General features: G+C 40.4%; 1 protein-coding gene. It reads left to right on the plus strand.

Going from position 1 to position 322, the window contains the following annotated elements; all coding sequences use genetic code 11:
• Positions 1-31 precede the first annotated feature (31 nt).
• Positions 32-322 (plus strand): SLAC1 family transporter (locus ACYQ3Q_RS28590; protein WP_459931760.1); only part of this gene is annotated, 291 nt, incomplete at its 3' end.

The raw sequence follows: 322 nt of genomic DNA on the forward strand, positions 1-322 counted from the left end.
AAACGCTTACTTTCTTGTTGGAACCCATCTTTTGCCTTTTGATCAGGCCTTGGTCATCAGCAAATCTCTATGGTTAATTGGAGTTGCTGTTTCTTGTTTTTCTGTCATTACTATCCCATTTTTGTTATTTGTTAAACACGAGGTAAAGCCAGAGGATGCTTTAGCCAGTTGGTTGATCCCCGTCGTTCCACCCATTGTTGCTGCAACAAGTGGTGTAAATTTGCTGCCTTATGCCGGTTCTCTGCAAACACCCATGACTTTTTTCATTATTGCCCTGTTTGGAGTTACTTTCTTTTTATTTATTATGGTGAGCAGTCTGGTT

It is taken from the genome of Desulfosporosinus burensis, from assembly GCF_054657535.1.